The 20108-nt window shown below is 73.3% G+C and carries 15 protein-coding genes; 10 read left to right on the plus strand and 5 right to left on the minus strand.

Annotation, left to right across the window (positions count from 1 at the left end; genetic code table 11):
* Window positions 1-26 precede the first annotated feature (26 nt).
* Entirely contained in the window at window positions 27-1766 is a 1740-nt protein-coding gene (locus B7L92_RS10885) for an ABC transporter ATP-binding protein (protein ID WP_081237226.1), read from the minus strand.
* Between the two features lie 461 nt (window positions 1767-2227).
* Between B7L92_RS10885 and B7L92_RS10890 the strand changes: the two genes are divergently transcribed.
* The 7 genes from B7L92_RS10890 to B7L92_RS10920 all read left to right on the plus strand — a co-directional run bounded on the left by B7L92_RS10890 (window position 2228) and on the right by B7L92_RS10920 (window position 12321).
* Window positions 2228-3166 (plus strand): NAD-dependent epimerase/dehydratase family protein, encoded by a 939-nt coding sequence (locus tag B7L92_RS10890; protein ID WP_438363984.1) that lies wholly within the window; start codon window positions 2228-2230, stop codon window positions 3164-3166.
* A gap of 5 nt (window positions 3167-3171) precedes the next feature.
* Entirely contained in the window at window positions 3172-5115 is a 1944-nt protein-coding gene (gene asnB / locus B7L92_RS10895; RefSeq protein WP_081237228.1) for an asparagine synthase (glutamine-hydrolyzing), read from the plus strand.
* 7 nt (window positions 5116-5122) lie between these two features.
* A complete protein-coding gene (locus B7L92_RS10900; protein ID WP_081237229.1) occupies window positions 5123-6331 on the plus strand; it encodes a glycosyltransferase family protein in 1209 nt (402 codons plus the stop codon).
* Window positions 6328-7869: an asparagine synthase-related protein gene (locus B7L92_RS10905; RefSeq protein WP_081237230.1), complete on the plus strand. Its 1542-nt coding sequence runs from the start codon at window positions 6328-6330 to the stop codon at window positions 7867-7869. Before B7L92_RS10900 ends, B7L92_RS10905 begins: the two co-directional genes overlap by 4 nt.
* Before the next feature lie 72 nt (window positions 7870-7941).
* Window positions 7942-9456: a B12-binding domain-containing radical SAM protein gene (locus B7L92_RS10910; RefSeq protein ID WP_081237231.1), complete on the plus strand. Its 1515-nt coding sequence runs from the start codon at window positions 7942-7944 to the stop codon at window positions 9454-9456.
* Between the two features lie 106 nt (window positions 9457-9562).
* Complete coding sequence (locus B7L92_RS10915) at window positions 9563-10729, plus strand: hypothetical protein (RefSeq protein WP_255310863.1); 1167 nt, start codon at window positions 9563-9565, stop codon at window positions 10727-10729.
* Window positions 10729-12321 (plus strand): carbamoyltransferase C-terminal domain-containing protein, encoded by a 1593-nt coding sequence (locus B7L92_RS10920; RefSeq protein ID WP_081237233.1) that lies wholly within the window; start codon window positions 10729-10731, stop codon window positions 12319-12321. The genes B7L92_RS10915 and B7L92_RS10920 overlap by 1 nt, the downstream gene beginning before the upstream one ends.
* A 50-nt stretch (window positions 12322-12371) precedes the next feature.
* On the opposite strand, the gene B7L92_RS10925 is transcribed toward B7L92_RS10920, so the two are convergent.
* The 4 genes from B7L92_RS10925 to B7L92_RS10940 form a co-directional block, all read right to left on the minus strand.
* Window positions 12372-13202 carry a Moenomycin biosynthesis protein MoeN5 gene (locus B7L92_RS10925; RefSeq protein ID WP_081237234.1) on the minus strand — a complete coding sequence of 277 codons (831 nt, stop codon included), beginning with the start codon at window positions 13200-13202 and terminating at the stop codon, window positions 12372-12374.
* Window positions 13199-14044: a geranylgeranylglyceryl/heptaprenylglyceryl phosphate synthase gene (locus B7L92_RS10930; protein WP_081237235.1), complete on the minus strand. Its 846-nt coding sequence runs from the start codon at window positions 14042-14044 to the stop codon at window positions 13199-13201. The genes B7L92_RS10925 and B7L92_RS10930 overlap by 4 nt, the downstream gene beginning before the upstream one ends.
* Window positions 14045-14622: 578 nt before the next feature.
* Window positions 14623-15303: a hypothetical protein gene (locus B7L92_RS10935; protein WP_081237236.1), complete on the minus strand. Its 681-nt coding sequence runs from the start codon at window positions 15301-15303 to the stop codon at window positions 14623-14625.
* On the minus strand, window positions 15300-15971 hold the full coding sequence (locus B7L92_RS10940; protein WP_081237237.1) for an ATP-binding cassette domain-containing protein: 672 nt from the start codon (window positions 15969-15971) through the stop codon (window positions 15300-15302). Before B7L92_RS10940 ends, B7L92_RS10935 begins: the two co-directional genes overlap by 4 nt.
* Before the next feature lie 454 nt (window positions 15972-16425).
* On the opposite strand from B7L92_RS10940, the gene B7L92_RS10945 reads away from it, so the two are divergent.
* Genes B7L92_RS10945 through B7L92_RS10955 form a run of 3 tightly spaced genes read left to right on the plus strand, consistent with a single transcriptional unit; the run spans window position 16426 to window position 20079 of the window.
* Window positions 16426-17634, plus strand: coding sequence for a hypothetical protein (locus tag B7L92_RS10945; RefSeq protein ID WP_081237238.1), 1209 nt, complete (start codon window positions 16426-16428; stop codon window positions 17632-17634).
* 41 nt (window positions 17635-17675) lie between these two features.
* Entirely contained in the window at window positions 17676-18491 is an 816-nt protein-coding gene (locus tag B7L92_RS10950) for a glycosyltransferase family 2 protein (RefSeq protein WP_081237239.1), read from the plus strand.
* A 19-nt stretch (window positions 18492-18510) separates the two neighbouring features.
* Window positions 18511-20079 (plus strand): glycosyltransferase family 2 protein, encoded by a 1569-nt coding sequence (locus B7L92_RS10955; protein WP_081237240.1) that lies wholly within the window; start codon window positions 18511-18513, stop codon window positions 20077-20079.
* Window positions 20080-20108: the final 29 nt, after the last annotated feature.

Below are 20108 nucleotides of genomic sequence, written 5' to 3' on the forward strand. Positions count from 1 at the left end.
CCCCTCCCCGTCCTCGTCCCCGTCCCTCACCGGGTGGCTCCGGCCGTGCGGAGGAGTGCGTGGAAGCGCGACCCGGGATCGGCGGCGAGGACCGTCCGCTCCCCCTCCTCGGCGACCTTCCCCTCCTCCAGCACCAGGATCCGGTCGGCGTTCCGGAGCAGGTGCGGGCGGTGCTCCACCACGACGGCGGTCCGGCCCTCGAGCAGCCGCTCCAGCGCGGGCATCAGGAGCCGCTCGCTGTACGGATCCAGCCGGGCCGTCGGCTCGTCCATCAGGACCAGCCCCGGATCGCGCAGGAACACCCTGGCCAGCGCGAGCTGCTGCTCCTCGCCCGCGGACATGCCGCGGGCCCCGGCGCCGAGCGGCGTGTCCAGACCGTCGGGCAGGGTGCGCAGCCAGGGGCCGAGCCCGGCCTCGCCGAGAGCGGCGCGCAGCCGGTCGTCGGGGACGGAGCGGTCGAAGAAGGTGAGGTTGTCCCGCAGTGAGGCGTGGAAGACGTGCACCTCCTGGGTGACCAGCGCGACCCGGCCGCGCAGCGCCCGGGGGTCGATCTCCGTCAGGTCCAGGCCGCCTGCCGACACCGAGCCCGCCACCGGGTGGTGGAGCCCGAACAGCAGCCGGACCACGGTGGACTTGCCGCTGCCGGTGCGTCCCACGACGCCGAGGCGTTCGCCGGGGCGCAGGGTGAAGGAGACGTCCCGCAGCACCGGCTCGTCGGGCTCGTAGCCGAAGGAGACCCCGTCGAAGCGGACTCCGGGCAGTCCGGCCGGCAGCGTCCCGCGTCCCGTGCGGGGCGCCACCGTCCCGTGGCCCAGCAGGTCCCTCAGCCGCTGGGCGCTCGCGGCGGCGTCCTCGAGTTCGCGGAAGCGGGTGGTGACCGCGAGCAGGGGGCGGCGCAGCAGCATCGCGTAGGACAGGGAGGCGAAGGCCGTCCCGGTGGAGAGCTGTCCGCGGGCGTGCAGCCAGGCGCTGACCGCCAGGGCCAGGACGACGCTGACGGCGGACAGGCCCTGCACCGTGGCGGGCCAGCGGACCGAGGCCCGCGCCGCGTCGCGGGCCTTGCGGTACAGGTCGTCCTGCCGGTCGCCGAGTTCCCGCAGGGTGTACCGCGAGGCCCCGTTGACGCGGAGGTCCTCCGCCGCCGCGAGGCGCTCCTCGAGGAAACCCTGCAGGTCCGCCGCGACCCGCTGCCGCGCGGTGACGAAGGGCATGGCACGGCCCACCAGGGTCCGCAGCAGCAGGAGGGTGCCTGCCGCGAACGGGGCGAACACCAGGGCCAGCCGCCATTCCAGCCGGAACAGGGCGACGAGGATGCCGACGATCAGCAGCGCCTGCGCCAGCAGTTCCAGGAGCAGCGTCGACATCACCGCGGCGAGCCGGGTGACGTCGCCGTCCATCCGTTCGACGAGTTCGCCGGGCGGATGCTCGCGGTAGAAGCCCGGCGGCCGGCTCAGGCAGTGCTCGACCAGGTCCGCGCGCAACCGGTTGGTGCTGCGCCAGGCGACCCGTGAGGACAGCGCCTCGGTGCCCGCGGTGACCACGAGCGTCCCGACGGCGGCCGCCAGGGACCAGGCGGCGAGGTCCAGCAGCGTCTTCCGGGAGTCGCCGGAGAGCGCCCCGTCGATGAATCCGCGCAGCAGGTAGGGCGCCACCAGTTGGAGACCCATCCCCGCGGGGACCAGGAGAGCGAGCAGCGCCACGGCGGTCCGTTCGCCGCGCAGATAGCGGACAAACGTGGAGAGATGCCGCAACGGACTGTCTGCCAACGTGCCCCTCCCCCATTCGCCCGGCGGCGAGCGGCCAGCATAAAGTCCTGTGCGCCTCCTTGTGAATGACGCCTCGGCAGCGGCGGCCGGAGCGCGTCCTTTCTGCGGGAATGCCGATAGCGGACACCGCTCCGGGAGGGGGCGAAGCACACTATTGCTCATGATTGACGCATGCTGTTAGACTCCCCACGTCTCTTGGTCCGGACATGCGTTTCTCAACGCCGAAAGCCTGGTCAGCGGCACTTTCGGCACCGCACAGTCCCACGGCGTCCGAGCGGTCGCGCGAGTCGGCCCGGTCGAGCCAGAGGCAGCCACACGAACGTGCACCGCAATGCACCGCCTTGATCAGCCAGTTGTGAGCGAACCAAGGGGGATTCGTGTCGAGCGATACGCACGGAACGGACTTAGCGGACGGCGACGTTTTGGTCACCGGTGCGGCCGGCTTCATCGGGTCGCACCTGGTGACGGAACTCAGGAATTCCGGCAGAAACGTTGTGGCGGTGGACCGGAGACCTCTTCCGGACGACCCGGGGAGTACGTCCCCGCCCTTTACCGGTTCGCTCCGGGAGATACGCGGTGACCTCAACGCATTGAATCTGGTGGACCGCCTGAAAAACATCTCGACGGTCTTCCACTTGGCCGCGTTACCCGGAGTCCGCCCGTCCTGGACCCAATTCCCCGAGTACCTCCGGTGCAATGTACTGGCGACCCAGCGGCTGATGGAGGCCTGTGTGCAGGCCGGCGTGGAGCGCGTGGTGGTCGCCTCGTCCTCCAGCGTGTACGGCGGCGCGGACGGCGTGATGAGCGAGGACGACCTGCCCCGTCCGCTCTCCCCCTACGGGGTCACCAAACTCGCCGCGGAGCGGCTGGCCCTGGCCTTCGCGGCCCGCGGCGACGCCGAGCTCTCGGTCGGCGCCCTGAGGTTCTTCACCGTCTACGGCCCCGGCCAGCGCCCGGACATGTTCATCTCCCGGCTGATCCGGGCGACGCTCCGGGGCGAACCCATCGAGATCTACGGCGACGGAACCCAGCTCCGCGACTTCACCCATGTGTCCGACGTGGTGCGGGCGCTGCTGCTGACCGCGTCGGTCCGGGACCGGGACAGCGCGGTGCTGAACATCGGCACCGGGAGCGCCGTCTCGGTCAACGAAGTGGTCTCCATGACGGCGGAGCTGACCGGTCTGCGCCCGTGCACCGCGTACGGCTCCGCCCGCATCGGCGACGTCCGCTCGACCACCGCCGACGTGCGGCAGGCCCGGAACGTCCTGGGCTTCACGGCCCGGACGGGTCTGCGGGAAGGTCTCGCCACCCAGATCGAGTGGACCCGGCGGTCACTGTCCGGCGCCGAGCAGGACACCGTCCCGGTCGGCGGCTCCTCGGTGTCCGTGCCACGGCTGTAGGCGGCATGTGCGGCTTCGTCGGATTCAGTGACGCCGGCGCCGGGCAGGAGGACGCGCGTGCCACGGCCGAGCGCATGCTCGCCGCCGTGGCGCACCGCGGCCCCGACGGCTCGGACTGGTGCCACCACCGGGGCGTCACCCTCGCGCACTGCGCCCTGACCTTCACCGACCCGGACCACGGCGCGCAGCCGTTCGTCTCCGCGTCGGGAGCCACCGCCGTGGTGTTCAACGGCGAGCTCTACAACCACGCCGTACTGCGCGCCGAGGTGCGGGCGGCGGGCGTCGCCCTGCGCACCGGCAGCGACACCGAAGTCCTCGTGGAACTCTACGAGTTGCTGGGCATGCGGATGCTCGACCGGCTGCGGGGCATGTTCGCCTTCGCGCTGCACGACGCCCGCACCGGCACCACCGTGCTGGCCCGCGACCCGATGGGGAAGAAGCCCCTCTACTACACCCGCGTGCCGGACGGCATCGCCTTCGCGTCCGAACTCACCGCTCTGCTGCGGCACCCCGCCGCGCCGCGCACACCGGACGTGCGGGCGCTCGCCGACTACCTGGTGCTCCAGGCGTTCTGCGCCCCCGCCTCGGCCGTGTCGGGGGTGAGCAAGGTGCGCCCCGGCAGCTATGTGACCCACCGGCACGGCGCGTTGGACGAGACCGAGTTCTGGCGGCCCGCCCTCCGGCCGGGGGGCAGGCGGGGCCCCGGACGGCGGGAGGCCGCGCGGCGGTTCGAGGAGCTCTTCCGCGCCGCCGTCGCCCGCCGGATGACCAGCACCGACCGCCGCCTCGGCGTACTGCTCAGCGGCGGCCTGGACTCCAGCGCGGTCGCCGCGGTGGCCCAGCAGCTCCTGCCGGGACGGCCGGTGCCCACCTTCAGCGCCGGGTTCGCGGACCCGGACTTCGACGAGAGCGACCACGCACGGGCGGTGGCGCGCCACCTCGGCACCGAGCACCACGTGGTGCGGATCGGCGGAGCCGACCTCGCCGGTGTGGTGGAGTCCGAACTCGCCGTGGCCGACGAACCGTTGGCCGACCCCTCCCTGCTGCCCACGCGTCTGGTCTGCCGGGCGGCCCGCGAGCACGTCCGGGGCGTCCTCACCGGCGACGGCGCGGACGAACTGCTCCTGGGCTACCGCTACTTCCAGGCCGAGCGGGCGATCGAGCTGCTGCTGCGCGTACTGCCGGCCCCCCGGCTGGAGGCCCTCGTCCGACTGCTGGTGCGCCGGCTGCCGGCCCGTTCCGGCAACCTCCCCGTGACGCAGGCCCTCGGTCTGCTGGCCAAGGGCCTGCGCGCGGCCCCGGAGCACCGGTTCTACCTCTCGACGGCGCCCTTCGGCCCGGGCGAGCTGCCACGGCTGCTCACCCCCGAGGCCGGGGCCGAACTGACCGGACACGACCCGTTCACCGAGGTGGCGCGCCTCCTGCGGGGACAGCCGGGCCTGACCGGTGTCCAGCGCAGCCAGCTCGCCGTGGTGACCCACTTCCTGCGGGACGTGATCCTCACCAAGACGGACCGGGGCGGCATGCGCAGCTCCCTCGAACTGCGTTCCCCCTTCCTCGACCTGGACCTGGTCGAGTACGGCAACTCCCTGCCCACCGGCCTGAAGCTGCGCCGCTTCACCGGCAAGTACCTGCTGCGGCAGGTCGCCGCCGACTGGCTGCCCCCTTCCGTCGTCCAGCGGACGAAGCTGGGCTTCCGCGCGCCGGTGGCGGCCCTGCTCCGCGGCGAGCTGCGGCCCCTGCTCCTGGACACCCTCTCCCCGTCGTCCCTGCGCCGCGGCGGCCTGTTCGACACCGGGGCGGTGCGCCTGCTGATCGACGACCACCTCGGTGGCCGGCGTGACACCTCCCGCAAGCTGTGGGCGCTGCTGGTCTACCAGCTCTGGTTCGAGAGCCTGACGGCCGGACCCCGCGCCCTCGAGTCCCCCGCGTACCCGGCCCTCTCCTAGGAGACCCATGGCTGCCCCCGACCGACCGCTCGTCCAGGTGCTCTCCCCCCGGACCTGGGGCGAGTTCGGCAACTACCTCGCCGCGACGCGCTTCTCCCGCGCGCTCCGGAGCGCGATCGACGCGGAGGTGACCCTCCTGGAGGCGGAGCCGATCCTCCCGTGGATCGGCGAGGCCGGGGCGGAGATCCGGACCATCTCCCTGGAGAGCCCCGACGCCGTCGTCCGCAACCAGCGGTACATGGCCCTCATGGACCGCCTCCAGACACGCTTCCCGGAGGGGTTCGAGGCGGACCCCACCGCCGCCCAGCGGGCGGACCTGGAGCCGCTCGCCCGGCACCTGCGGGAGAGCGCCCCCGACGTGGTGGTCGGCACGAAGGGGTTCGTGGCGAGGCTGTGCGTGGCCGCCGTCCGGCTCGCCGGGACGTCCACCCGGGTCGTCAGCCACGTGACCAACCCCGGGCTGCTGCAACTGCCGCTGCACCGCAGCCGGTACCCGGACCTGACGCTCGTCGGCTTCCCCCGGGCGAAGGAGCACCTGCTGGCCACGGCCGGCGGCGACCCGGAGCGCGTCCAGGTGGTGGGCCCGCTCGTCGCCCAGCACGACCTGCGGGACTTCATGACCAGTGGGACGGCCGTCTCCGAGGCGGGGCCCTGGGGCGGCGACTCGGGCCCGGACCGGCCACGGGTGATCGTCTTCTCCAACCGCGGCGGGGACACCTACCCCGAGCTGGTGCGGCGCCTCGCCGACCACCACCCCGACATCGACCTCGTCTTCGTCGGCTACGGCGACCCGGAGCTCGCCCGCCGCACCGCCGCGGTCGGGCGGCCCCACTGGCGGTTCCACAGCGTCCTCGGCCAGACCGAGTACTTCGACTACATCCGGCGTGCCTCCCGGTCCAGGTACGGGCTCCTCGTCTCGAAGGCGGGGCCCAACACCACCCTCGAGGCGGCCTACTTCGGCATACCGGTCCTGATGCTCGAGTCGGGACTGCCCATGGAGCAGTGGGTGCCGGGACTGATCCACGAGGAGGGGCTGGGCCACGCCTGCGCCACCCCCGAGGAACTCTTCCGCACGGCGGACGACTGGCTGACCCGTCCGTCGGTGATCGAGGTGCACAAGAAGGCCGCGGTCTCCTTCGCCGCTTCCGTACTGGACCAGGACGCGGTGACGGCCAGGATCAAAGCCGCCCTCCAGCCCCTGCTGGACGCCCGATGACGGTCCGCCGCCCGGTCGCGTCCGCCCCCCGCGTCCTCCTGACCGCGGGCCCCGACGGGGTGCGCGCGGAGGGCGACGAGGAGGCGCGCCTCGGGCACCCCCTCACCGGTGACCACCTGGACCCGGGCCCGCCGGCCGAAGGCGTCTTCGCCGGGTGGAGGTGGGACGGCGAACGCCTGGTGGCCCGCAACGACCGCTACGGCATCCGCCCCCTCTTCTACCGGGCCGACGGCGACTCACTCGCGCTCTCCCCCGACCCGCTCGCCCTGCTTCCGGACGACGGGCCCGTCGAGCTGGACCACGACGCGCTCGCCGTCTTCCTGCGGACGGGATTCTTCCTCGCCGAGGACACGGCCTTCGCACAGGTCCGCGCACTGCCCCCGGCGGCCACGCTCACCTGGGACACCGGCGGGCTGCGGCTGCGGTCCGACGGGCCGCCGCGCCCCGGGGCCGCCGCGATGACCGAGGCGCAGGCGGTCGACGGCTTCGTCGACCTGTTCCGCGCCTCGGTGGCCCGCCGGCTGCCCGGCGAACCGTACGACCTCCTGCTCAGCGGCGGCCGGGACTCACGGCACATCCTGCTCGAGCTGTGCCGCCGGGGCGCACCGCCGCGCCGGTGCGTCAGCGGCGCCAAGTTCCCTCCCGACCCGGGGGCCGACGCGCGCGTGGCGGCCGCCCTGGCGGACCGGCTCGGTCTGCCGCACACGGTGGTGCCGCGCCCCCGTTCGCAGTTCCGCGCGGAGCTCGCCGCCCTGCCGGCGCAGGGCATGACCACCCTGGACGGCGCGTGGACCCAGCCGGTCCTGGCCCACCTGCGCCGCCACAGCCGCATCTCGTACGACGGTCTCGGCGGCGGGGAGCTCGTCCAGAACCCGAGCGTGGAGTTCATCCGGGCCAACCCCTACGACCCCGCGGACCTGCCCGGCCTGGCGGACCGGTTGCTGGCCGCGAGCCGGACCGGCCCCCACGTGGAGCACCTGCTGAGCCCCCGGACGAACGCCCTGTGGAGCAGGCAGGCGGCCCGGCGACGCCTCGTCACCGAGCTGGCCCGGCACGCCGACAGCGCCAGCCCGCTCAGTTCCTTCTTCTTCTGGAACCGGACCCGGCGCTCCATCTCCGCGGCTCCGTTCGCCCTGGGGGACGGACGGGTCCTGACGCACACCCCCTACCTCGACCACGCCCTCTTCGACCACCTCGCCTCGGTGCCGCACCGCTTCCTGGTCGACGGGACGTTCCACGACCGGGCGCTGCACCGGGCCTTCCCCGAGCACGCGGACCTGGGGTTCGCCTCGTCGGTGCCCCAGCGGCACGGACCCGTGCTGGTCGCGCACCGACTGGCGTACCTGCTCCGGTTCCTCGCCCACGCGGCGGTCGTGGAACCGGGCTGGTGGCGCGGTCCCGACCGCTTCCTGCAACGGCTGCTGGCCGCCGGCCGGGGGCCCGGGGCTCCGCAGCGCGTCAGCAGGCTGCAGCCCCTGGCGCTCTACCTGCTGCAGTTGGAGGACCTCGCCGTCCGAAGGGCCCGCCGCCGGCCGTAGCGGGGCCGGGACCGCCGCAGACCCCCACTCCTCACGAGACATCAGCCGCAGGGCCCAGAAGGAGCACATCGCATGCGGAAGACATTGCCCGTGATCAGCACAGGTCCCGCCGCGGGAGCGACGTCGGGCGGATGCTCCGCCACGGCCGAGACCCCGGCCCGGTCGGGCATACCGCTCTGGCGCAAGCGCAAACTGCGGATCGCCCTGGTGCGCCATCACGACCTGTGCCTGAACACCCGTCAGATAGCGCGGGTCCAGAAGCGGGCCGGCGTGCTGCCGCACCTCGGGCTGGGTTACATCCACACCGCGCTCAAGTCGGCCGGGTTCCACCACGTCATCCAGGTCGACACCCCCGCCCTGGGCCTCGACAGCGAGGGGCTGCGCAAGCTGCTCGCGGACTTCGCGCCGGACCTGGTCGGGGTGAGCACCACGACACCCGGTCTGCCCGGCGCCATCGAGGCGTGCGAGGCGGCCAAGAGCACCGGGGCGAAGGTGATCCTGGGCGGGCCGCACACGGAGGTGTACGCGCACGAGAACCTGGTCCACGAGTCCATCGACTACGTGGGCGTCGGCGAAGGCGTCACGATCATGCCGGAACTGGCGGAGGCGATGGAGCGGGGCGAGGAGCCGGAGGGCATCCGCGGCCTGGTGACCCGCAAGCACGACGGCGGTGCCGCGCCGATGGTGAACCTGGAGGAGGTCGGCTGGCCCGAACGCGCCGGGCTCCCGATGGACCGCTACTACTCGATCATGGCTCCGCGGCCGTTCGCGACGATGATCTCCAGCCGCGGCTGCCCCTTCAAGTGCAGCTTCTGCTTCAAGCAGGCCGTGGACAAGAAGTCCATGTACCGCAGTCCCGAGGACGTCGTCGGTGAGATGACGGAGCTCAAGGAGCGGTGGGGGGTGAAGGAGATCATGTTCTACGACGACGTGTTCACCCTGCACCGCGGCCGGGTGCGGGAGATCTGCGGGCTCATCGAGGAGACCGGTCTCAAGGTCCGCTGGGAGGCGCCCACCCGCGTCGACCTGGTGCCCGAGCCGCTGCTGGAGGCGATGGCCGGGGCCGGGTGCGTGCGCCTGCGGTTCGGCATCGAGCACGGTGACAGCGAGATCCTCGAGCGGATGCGCAAGGAGAGCGACATCCAGAAGATCGAGAAGGCCGTCACCTCCGCCCACGAGGCCGGGATCAAGGGCTTCGGGTACTTCATCGTCGGCTGGCTCGGGGAGACCCGGGAGCAGTTCCGCAGGACCGTCGACCTCGCCTGCCGCCTCCCGCTGGACTACGCCAGCTTCTACACCGCGACGCCCCTGCCGGGCACCCCCCTGCACACGGAGTCCGTGGCCGCCGGCCAGATCCCGCCCGACTACTGGGACCGTTTCGTGCGGGGCGAGTTCGACGCGCGGATCGGGTACCTGGTGCCGGACGCGCAGGAGCGCGCCCAGTGGGCGTACCGCTCCTTCTTCATGCGCCGCTCCATGGTCAAGCCGCTGCTGTCGCACATGGCGGTGACCGGCCAGTGGCGCAACACGCTGGACGGCCTGCACAGCCTGTACCGGTCGACCTCCAACACCGACCGTGACTTCTGAGCCCGCCGCCCCGGCCGTCCCGCACCCGCCGGTGCGTCCGGGGCCTCCGGTCCGTCTCAACCGGCCGCTGGCGCGGCGCAGGCGGCGGCCGGCCGGGGAGGGGTTCGTGACGCACCACCTGCGGAGCACCATGGCCCGCGGGTTCCGCCCCCCGGAGTCCTGGGAGGTCCCCGTCCGGCACGTCCTGCCCGGTCTGCCGGCCGACGGGACCCCGCGCGCCGAGGAGGCCGCTCAGGCGCTGCGCACGCCCGCCGGGCGGCCGGGCATCGCCCTCGTCGTGCCGACCTACGTCTCCCGGGTGAGCCTGGCGCGGCAGCGGGAGTGGTTCGACGCGCTGCTGGACCAGGCGGCCGCGGTGACGCGGGACCACCCCCGGGTGCCCCTGGTGCTGTTCGTCGGCATGCAGTGGTCGTCGGCCGAGGAGGAGCGGGAGGCGCTGCGGCGCCTGCGGGTGCTGCTGGACGACGCCCGCACCCGGCTGCCCGGACTGCGGGCCTGCGGTCTCTCGCTGCCCGGGCCGGGCAAACCCCGCACCCTCAACGGGGCGATCGCGGTCGCCGAACTCCTCGGCTGTGCGGGCGTCGGGTGGACCGACGACGACGTGACCTTGGAGGAGGGCTGCCTGTCCCGGCTGGTGCGGGACTTCCTGGCGGCGGGCTGCCGCGGGGCGGTGGGCGCGACCAAGGTTCCGCACACCCATGAGTACGCCACCTCCCGGCTGCTGTCCCGGGCCAAGGCGATCGCCGCCCCGGCCACGAACTACCCGCACGGCTGCTGCATCCTGGTGGCCACCGACGTGGTGGCCGGCGGCCTGCCGGGGCGCTACATATCCGACGACGGCTACGTGTGCTTCCGCCTCCTCGACCCCGCGCTGCCCGACCCGCTGGCCCGCCTGCGGCTGGTTCCGGACGCCCGGTGCCACTACTACGTGGCGGGGCCGGCCGGCGAGACCCGCCGCAGGATCCGCAGGCTGCTGCTCAACCACCTCGTCGACCTCGCCGACTGGCCCCTGCCGGTGGTCCGGCACTACTTCCGCCACGTCCTGTTCGGCGGCATGTGGCCGCTGACCGGCTTCGACTCCTCCCGCGGTGCCCGCCACGGTGTGAAGAAGGCGCTCATCAAGTGGCTCTACTTCGCCTGGTTCGCGGGCATCGGGAGCGAACTCTACGTGCGCGGGCTGTCCGGCAGGCCACTGCGCCGCATCGAGTGGGCCCCCTACTCGGACATCCGCAGGCTCACTCCGTCGTCCTCACCCACGCGTCAGGAGAGCTGATGAAGGTACTGTCGCTCCACTCCGCCGGCCACGACACCGGCGTCGCCTACTTCGAGGACGGGCGGCTGGTCTTCGCGGTCGAGACCGAACGGCTCACCCGGGTCAAGCACGACCACCGCTCCGACGTCGCCCTGCGGCACGTGCTCGAGCAGGAGTGCGTGGACACCGACGGGATCGACCTGGTGGCCGTCAGCACCCCGGTCCGCAGCGGGCTGCTGCGCATACCCGACCTGGACCGGGCCCTGGAGCGGATCGGGGCGGGCGCCCTCCACCACCGGACCGTCTGCGAGATGCTGGGGCGGCGGGTGGAGTGCGTCGTGGTCACCCACGAGGTCTCCCACGCGGCGCTGGCCGCCCACTACGCGGGCTGGGAGGAAGGCGCCGTCGTCCTCGTCAACGAGGGCCGCGGCCAGCTCACCCGCAGCTCCCTGTTCCGGGTGACCGGCGGGGCCCTGGAGTGGGTCGACAAGGACCCGCTGCCCTGGTACGGCAACGGCTTCGGGTGGACGGCGATCGGGTACCTCCTCGGCTTCGGCCCGAGCCCCAGCGTGGCCGGCAAGGTGATGGCCATGGGCGGCTACGGGCAGCCGGACCCGCACATCCGCGAACAGCTGCTGTCGGTGGATCCGGACGTGATGAACGACCGGGAACTCGCCGAGCGGGTGCGCGCGGACCTGGCCGGCCGGCCCGAGTTCGCCCCCGGGTTCGAGACGGCGTCGCAGGTGGTGGCGACGTTCCAGGAGATGTTCACCGAGGCCGTCCGGGCGGTGCTCGACCGGCATGTGACGCGCACGGACGCCGGGGTGGGCCCGATCGCCCTGGGCGGCGGGTGCGCCCTGAACATCGTGGCTAACTCGGCGCTGCGGGAGGAGTACGGGCGGGACATCGCCATTCCGCCCGCCTGCGGGGACGCGGGTCACCTGACGGGCGCCGGCCTCTACGCGCTCGCGCAGGTGGCCGGGGTGAAGCCGGAGCCGTTCAGCGTGTACCGCAACGGCGGGGGCGAGTCCCGCGCCGCCGTCCTGGACGCGGTGGAGGGCGCGGGCCTGCGGGCCGTTCCCTACGACCGGTCCGCGGTCGCCGGGGTGCTGGCCGGGGGCGGGGTGGTGGCGTTGACGCAGGGAGCGGCGGAACTGGGGCCGCGGGCGCTGGGGCACCGGTCGCTGCTGGGCAGTCCCGCGGTGCCGGGCATGCGCGAGCGGATGAGCGAGAAGCTCAAGCAGCGCGAGTGGTTCCGGCCGCTGGGCGCCGTGATGCGCGACGAGCGCTTCGCCGGGCTGTACCCGGGACGGGCGCCGTCGCCGTACATGCTCTTCGAGTACCGGCTGCCGGACGGGACCGCGCCCGAGGCCCGGCACGTCAACGGCACCTGCCGGATCCAGACCCTGGGCCCCGAGGAGGACCGGCTGTACGGTCTGCTCGCCGAGTTCGAGGAGCTGAGCGGTGTGCCGGCGCTGATCAACACGTCGCTCAACGGCCCGGGCAAGCCCATCGCGCACACCGCCCGGGACGTGCTCGACGACTTCGCGCGCACCGACGTCGACCTCTTCGTGTTCGACGACCTGATGGTGCGGGGCGCCGCCGCGCGGTAGCCCGGGGTGGAGCGGGACGGCCGGCCGGAGACGCTCCGGCCGGCCGCCGGTCACTCCCCCGGGTGCCGGGGAAGCAGCCGTACCAGCACGTCGTCCGTGTAGAGGTGGACGACCGGCACCAGACCGGGCGCGCCGGGCGGTGCCGCCACCGCGGCGAGGGCCCGCCCGCGCAGCTCCTCCAGCAGGTCCACGACGTCCTGGCCGGCCACGGCCCCGGTCCGCATCAGATGGGCGAGGTTGCCGTCCCGCTCGCCGTTGCGGTCGTAGTCGGTCAGGTCGTCCGCCATGGTGATGGTCATGGCGAAAGCCTCGGCGAACCGCCGTACGGAGTCCGCCGGTTGGCCGTCCCCCCCGCAGGCGGCCGCGAGTGCCCCGTAGCGGCCCAGGAAGGTGGAGCCGTAGGTGCTCGCATGGGCGCGCCACTCCCGGAGGTTCGTCGCCCGAGTGCGTTTGGTGCGTATCTGGCCGCCGCAGAGGTGGACGGCGTCCTGCTCCAGGATGTCCGTCACCGCCCTGGGGTCGCGGGCGAGGGATTCCAGCTCGTGCAGCGCCCGCAGGTGGAGGCGGAGGCAGACACAGGCGAGTTCGACCCGGTCGAGTCCGGTGTCGTCGTCCATCAGGTCGTCGAGGAGCTTCATGGAGACGATGTCGAGGGCCAGCGCGCGGGACACCGCGGCCCGCCGGTCCGGGTCGGTCGTCCACTCGGTGAGGAAGTGGGGCACCCTCAGGTACAGGCGCAGGGCGGCGGTGTGCGCCACCAGGTCCGGCGACCCACCGGTCTCCGCGACGCACCGCGTGACATGGTCGCGGTTGGCGGCCTCGGCGGCGAGCATGGACTCCGTGTAGTCCGCCGGCAGGGCCGTGGCCGGGGCGGCCGTCACCGCCCGCTCCCCGGACGGGCCGGGGCGGCGGGCCGCCGCCCGCCGATCTCGGCGAGGGTGGACCGCCAGTCCGGCTGCTCCAGGGCTCCGGCGAACCCCACGTAGTCCGCCCCGCTGTCGAGGTACTCGGTGACCTGCCGCCCGGAGCGGACGTTGCCGCTCACGAAGAGCACCTGGTCGGGGCCGAGCCCCTTGCGGAAGTGGCGTACGACCTCGGGCGGCACGTGCTCGTTGCGCGAGTACAGGTACACCATGTGGAAACCGAAGGTACGGGCGACGTGGAGGTACCGGTCGATCTCCTCGGTGGAGGCCGTGCTCACCGGCACGGTGCCGAGCAGGTCCCCGGTGCGGGGGTCCTCGCCGAAGGTGAGGGCGACGGTGAGGAGCAGCTCGGGCCACTCCTCGCGGGGTATTCGGCCGGGGAAGGCGGCCAGCGTCTCGAGGAAGCTCTTCCAGACGAAGTAGTCGTCGCCCGAGCCCAGCAGCGCGGGCAGCAGGAGCGCGTCCGCGCCGCGGACCACCGGGAAGCCGGCCCCCGGGCGGGGCGGGAAGTGCAGGACGACCGGTAACGGGGTGGCCGCCTTCACCGCCGCCACGTACGGCTCCATGTGCGACTCGAACGACTCGTAGTCGGTGCTGGCCAGAAGGACGGCGGCGAAGCCCAGCCGCGTGAGCTCCGCCGCCTTCTCGACCGCTTCCGTCACCGGGACCTTGAAGGGGTCGATGATGTGGACGGGGCCCGGTGGGTGCTCGCGCAGCCGGGCGAGCACGCGTCCCGGCCGCCAGAGCGGTGGTGCGGCGTGGAGTTCCGTGTGGTGGTCCAGCTGCGGTGAGGCGTTCACCAGCGTCTTCCCCCTTGTCGTCCGGCTCGTCGTCCGGCTTGTCGTCCGGTCGGGTCACGCGACGGGGTGCCGGCCGCGTCGCACGTGCGGATCGCGTCCGGCCGAGGTGTCGCGCGTTCGGATGGAGGTGCGGGGCGCCCTGGTCGCCGAGGCCGTTCCCGGCCGGCCGGGAGTGTTCCTCCCGGTGCGCCGCGCCGGCGCGAAAGCCGCGGTCCGGCGCCGTCGCGCGGTTTCCTTCAGACCCGCCCGGGGAACTGCGTGACCGTTCCGGCATACGCCGCGGTCGAGGGAGTGCGGAAGTGCTCGGAAATCCTTCGGCGGGCCCGTCCGGCGGATTCACCGGCGGACGGACGAAAAGCGTCGTTCACGTACTCCCCTTCCACTGGAGAGACGAACAGCGGGTCCACCGGGCCGCCTCGAGGACAAGGTGCGGCAGGGCGGTTGCCGATACTACACGCGTTCGTTTCCGTGGGGTAGGGAGACTTTGTGCGGCGGTTATGCATTCCTGCCGGACGGAAGAAGACACGCCCCGACGGTTTCGCGCCGTGCGGGGCGTTCTCAGCGGTGTCCGGCGTATTTCACGCGAATTGCAGATGGCGCCGGCGGCGCAATCGGCCCGCCGTCACGCAACCGCTCACCGCGACCAGCAGCAGCGTCGCTCCGACGGCGTGGGCCACCCCGGAGTCGAACGATCCGCTGTCCGCGCCGTCGACCGCGTAGGTGATGATCTCCCGGGTCGACCAGAAGGGAAGCACCTTGGCCGAATCCTTGGCCGGATCCATCACCATCTGGGCGCCGATGACGGAGATCAGCAGCAGGGCGCCCTCCATGTCCCGTGGCACGGCCGCCCCGAGCAGCAGTCCCAGCGGCACCGCCACCAGCGTGGTCAGCGCCAGTTCCACCGCGACGGCCTGCGGGTGCGCCACGTCCTGCCCGACCAGGATGATCACGGCGTAGAGGGCGGACACGCCCATGCCGGCGGTGAGGAGGGCCAGCAGGCGGCCCAGGAAGAGCTGGAGCGGGCGGAACCCGGAGAGGGCCAGGAGCGGTTCGATCTCCCGGCCGCCGACCGCGGAGAAGAGGGCCGCGGCGCTGACCGCGAAGCCCACACCGAGGCTGGCGAACCGGATCGCCTGGCCGGTCTGGTCGTAACGCCCGAGGTAGAAGACGAGCGGGACCAGGAGCAGCAGGCCCAGCACGCCCCGCCGGCGCAGCAGTTCGCGGAAGGTCATCTCCGCCATCCGCAGGGTGGCCGTCATCGGTTGCCCCTTCCTTTGCCGGGGGTGAGGTCCAGCACCTGGTCCACCCGGTCGAGCTGGTTGAGCATGTGCGTCACCACGACGACGGCCTTGCCCGCCTCGCGCCACTCCCAGACGCTCCGCCAGAAGTCCACGTAGGAGCCGTGGTCGAAGCCCTGGTAGGGCTCGTCGAGCAGCAGCAGGTCCGGGTCCCCCAGGGCCGACAGGACGACGTTCAGCTTCTGGCGGGTTCCTCCCGACAGGTCCTTGGCCAGGACGCCCTCCGCGGGGGCCCAGTCGAGCTCTCCCGCGAGTTTCCGGCCGCGGCGGTCGGACTCCCGGCGGCTCAGGCCCCGGCCGGTGCCGAAGAGGGTGAAGTGCTCCCGGGGGGTCAGGAAGCCCATGACGCCCGCGTTCTGCGGGCAGTAGCCGAGGTGGCCGGAGACGGTGACCCGTCCTTTGTCGGGGGAGAGCAGACCGGCGCAGATCTTGAGCAGGGTGGACTTGCCCGCCCCGTTGCTGCCGACGATCGCGGCGACCTCGCCCGCGTGCACGACGAGATCGACCCCGGTCAGGACGCGGCGGCGCTTGTAGCGTTTCACGACGCCGCGCGCCTGCAGGAGAATCTTGCGGTCGGCGGGCTCGGACATGCCGTGGTACCCCTCTCGGGCACCGACGGAATAGCCCATGACTGCCACCTTTCTGCCGACCGCGACGAAGGGCACGCATTGTCGGCCTCAATGGTCAGGATTCGTGATCCGGTCGGGTTCATCGCCCCGACCGCACGCGCACGGCTCAGCCTGCCACACGGCCCGCCCCACATCGCGCGTATCGGCCGGGCCCCCACTCCCCCGAAAGTCCGGGCCCCCGGCCGGTGTTCCGGGGATCCTACGGGGCGACCGGGCGAAGGACTGAAGCCGGGCATCCGCATTTCGGCCATCTCTCGCCGATACCCGGGGCGCCCTTGTAGGCCGGCCCGGGGCTGGTTAGCGTACCGACCAACCGCATTTACCGCTCACTCGTGCGTCGCCCGCACCAGCGTTTCCCTTCTTCCGGAGTCCGCCGCCGGGGCGGGAGCGGGCGGGACCGCACCCCGTGTCAGGCAAGAGGGAAATCCGCTCGGAATCGACGAAGGGGACGTGAATGCGCGGGGGGACCGTGGACCGTCGTGTCTGGTGGCAACGGGCGGTGGCCCGCGGTTTCGCGCCACCGCCGGCGCGTCCCACCCCGTTCGTCCTGGTGGGACGCGAGGGACCGGACTCGGACGTCCGGGGCGAGGTGCGCGCGGACGGCGTGATCGGCGCGCGGCCGGGCGGGGCGGCGTTCCCGCTGCCGTCCGGCGGGCTCGGGGTGCTGCTGCCCACCTACGTCGGCCGGTGCGACGCCGAGGCGCACGAGCAGACGTTCCGTCATGTGCTGCACCGCCTGGCCGAGGTGCGGGAAGCGCACCCGTCCCTGCCGCTGACCGTCTGGGTGGGCATGCAGTACGGCCCCGGGGAGGACGAGGAGGCGCTGCGCAGGCTGCGCCGGCTGTGCGCCCCGGTGCCCGGGGGCCCGGCCCTCACCGTGGTCGGCCTGGCCCTGCCCGGGCCGGGCAAGCTCCGCACGGTGAGCACGGTCCTGCGGCTCTCCGAGGACCTCGGCTACGCCGGCTGGCTCTGGACGGACGACGACGTCGAGATCGCCCCCCACTGCCTCGCCCTGCTGGTCTCCCGTTTCCGGGAGCGGGGGGAGCGGGGCGCGGTCGGGGCGCATTCGGTCGCGCTGGCCAGGGAGACGGTCACCTCACAGGCCATGGACCGGGTCTCCGGGGTCACCGCCCCGCCGAAGGCCTGTCCGGCGGCGGCCTGCCTGGTCGTCGCGACGGACGTGCTGGGCACCGGCATTCCGGTCAGACGCCTGACCGACGACGGGTACGTGGTGTTCGAACTGCTCGACGCCGGGGCGCCCGATCCGCTGCACGACCTGGAAGTGCTGCCCGAGGCCCGGATCAGCTTCTACCGCGTCAGCCGCACCCACGACACGTTCCAGCGCCTGCGCCGCTCCCTCTACAGCCATGTGACCTGCGTCGCCGACTATCCCTGGCCCACCGCGCGGGTCTACCTCACCCGGGTCCTCTTCCACGGCCTGTGGCCGCTCGCGGCGTGGGACGGCAGCCGAGGGCCGGTGCACGGGCTGCAGCGCTGGCTGGTCAAGGGCCTGCACTTCACCTGGTTCTGCGGGGTGGCCGGCTCGCTGGCGGTCCGGGGCGCGGCGGGACGGCCCCTTCGCCAGGTGGCGTGGGGCGACGAGGGGGACTTCCGCAGCCCCACCGTCGAGGAGCCCGCCGCGGAAGCGGCCGCCGGGCGCTGACACACGAGGTCACCCCGAGGGGCGGCCCGGAAGGAGACTCGATGGTGACAGCGGGGCCGGCCGGGGCGGCGGTGACCGTCGTCCTGCCTCACTACGACTGCGCGGCGTACCTGGGTGCGGCCGTCGGGTCGGTGCTCTCCCAGGACCGCCCGGACCTCCGCCTGACGGTGGTGGACGACTGCTCGCCCGACGAGGAGTGGGTCCGCGAACTCCACCCGTACGCCGGCGACCCCCGGCTGACCGTGGTCCGCACCTCCCGCAACGTCGGCCACCTGCGGATCAAGAACAAGGTCCTGGAATCGGTGGACACCCCCTACGTGGCCTTCCAGGACGCCGACGACATCAGCCTGCCGGGCCGGCTGCGCCATCAACTGGCCCTCCTGGAGAGCGGCGGCGCCGACCTGGTCGGCTGCGCCTACTCCTACATCGACGAGGCGGGCCGCACGACGGGACACCGGCGGATGCCCCGCAACGGCAACCTCTGGATGCGGCTGGGGCGGACGACCGTGCTCCTGCACCCGTCCTCGGTGGTGCGGCGCTCGGTGCTCGAGAGGCTCGGCGGCTTCGACGGCACCGCGCGCCTGGGGGCCGACACCGACTTCCACCTGCGGGCCGCCCGCCTGTACCGGCTGCGCAGTGTGCGCAAGGTGCTCTACCGGTACCGGATCTGGCCCAAGTCGCTCACCCAGGCGCCGGACACCGGGTTCGGGTCCGCGGAGCGCCGGGCCTACACCGAGGCGATGACCGCGCGGGAGGAGCGGCGGCGACGGGCGCGGACCCGTGAGGAGCTGCTGCCGCTGCTGGTCGCCCCGCCCAACGACGTCGACTTCACCCTGACCCGGGTCGACCTCGACTAGCCGACGGAGGGGGAACGGCGTGGACGGCACCTCGGCGAGGACCGCGGACGAGGCGTTGCCCGGTGTCGCGGTGGTGGTGGTCGATCCGGACGGCGACGGGCGGCGCGCCGTGCGCGGCCTCCTCGCCCAGACGGTGCGTCCCGTCTCGATCACCCTGGTGACGGCGGACGGCCCGACGGCCGGCGGCACCCGGTCCCCCGGGCCGGCCGTGCCCCTCGACGACACGGCGGTGCCGCCCGTACGGGTCGTCCGGTGCGCTCGCGAGGACCTCGGGCCGGTGTGCGTCGACGCGGCCAGGAACGCGGGGGCGCCGTACGTGGCCGTTCTCCGCGGTGACGACGAGGCGCTCCCCCACTGGCTGTGGCACCTGGCGCGGGCGGCCCGGGACGGCCGCGGGGACGGCACCGGGCCGGTCGGTCTGGTGCAGTGCGGCGCCCTGCGGCTGAGGGACGACGGTCTGGTGGACGGGTTCGCCCTGCCGTCCGCGTCCCCGCGGGCCCGGCCCTCCCCCTCGGACCTCCTCGAGGGCGCCTACGCGGTGCGGCGCGAACTGCTGGACGCGGACGGCGGTACGGCGCGCTGGGTCGCCCTGCCCATGCCGCTGGTCCGCCGCCGGTCCGGCGACCCCGGGGACCCGGCCGCGGTCCTGGCCCCCGGGGCGCGCGTCGCGCGTCGCACCCGCCTGGTCCGGCACGGGTGCCGGCCGCCCGCCGCCGGGCCGCGGAACGGGAGCACTCCCCGGCTGGTGTCGGTGGTCGTCCCGGTGCGCAACGGCGCCCGCACGCTCGCCGCCCAGCTGACCGCCCTGGCCCGGCAGACCGGAGCCGTCGCCTACGAGGTCCTGGTCGTCGACAACGGCTCGACGGACACCACCCGCGAGGTCGCCGAACGGGCCCGCGCCGAGCTGCCGGACCTGCGGATCGTGGACGCGTCCGACCGCGCCGGTGAGAGCCGTGCCCGCAACCGGGGAATCGCCGCGGCACGCGGCGACTTCGTCGCGTTCTGCGACGCGGACGACGTCGCCGACACCGGCTGGCTGGCCGCGATGGCCCAGGCGGCCAAGGAGGCCGATCTGGTGGGCGGCGGACTGGAGACCTCCGTGCTCAGCCCCGGCCGCGTCGACGAGCAGCCCCTGCCGATGGACGCCCAGACGGATTTCCTGCCGTTCGCCCGGGGGGCGAACTGCGGTGCCTGGAAGGACGTCCTGACCGCGCTGGGCGGCTGGGACGAGCGCTACCGGGGCGGCGGGGAGGACATGGACCTCTCCTGGCGCGCCCAGCTCTGCGGTTACCTCGTCCGCTACGCGGACGACGCCCGGATGCACTACCGGTTGCGGGACGAACTCCCGGCGCTGGCACGGCAGAAGTGGAACTACGGCCGTTCCGGCGCCCAGTTGTACGCCGCGTACCGGCGCGCCGGGTTCGAACGGCGCGACGGCCGGGTGGTCGTCATGAACTGGTGCTGGCTGCTGCTGCACGTTCCGGACCTGGCGCGGTCACCGGTCCTGCGGCGGCGCTGGGTCCGCTACGGGGCGCGGCTGGCGGGTTTCCTGGCCGGGAGCGTGCGGCAGGGCGTCCGGTACCTGTGAGGGGCGGGCGTCCGGCGCCCGCGGGACGC

It is taken from the genome of Streptomyces viridosporus, assembly GCF_002078235.1.
GTDB lineage: Bacteria > Actinomycetota > Actinomycetes > Streptomycetales > Streptomycetaceae > Streptomyces > Streptomyces viridosporus.